At 44.4% G+C, this 358-nt stretch carries 1 pseudogene; it reads right to left on the bottom strand.

Annotated features, from left to right (window positions below):
• Window positions 1–358: pseudogene (locus ACQRBJ_RS16315) on the bottom strand (transposase); the annotation flags it as partial.

Here is a 358-nt window from a genome sequence, read left to right on the forward strand (position 1 = left end):
AGACAAAAGCCTTTATGCGACTCGTTTCCTTGAGCCCGAAAGCCTTGGTGTCAAGCTTGCTAATGATGGTCTTATAGAAATTGTGTATCAATGCCGTAAGCAGAAGGAATACAGTGTTCTCTGACATGAACGACTTGGGGAGCCTGTTCCAGCCGAATCCGTTGTTCATATCATCGAATATACGCTCTTTGCCCCACGCTTGTTGTAAAATTCGACGATGTCTCTTGTTGATGAGTCATAATCGTTGGTAAGAATGGATCTGTAGGTGTATTCACCTTCCCACAAGTCAAGCTCTCCATCCATGCGCTTTTGTCTCTGAATGACAAGACGATAGCACTTGCCTTCCCATTTCTCAACA

The sequence above is a fragment of the Prevotella sp. SGI.167 genome, from assembly GCF_050313615.1.
Classification (GTDB): Bacteria; Bacteroidota; Bacteroidia; order Bacteroidales; family Bacteroidaceae; genus Prevotella.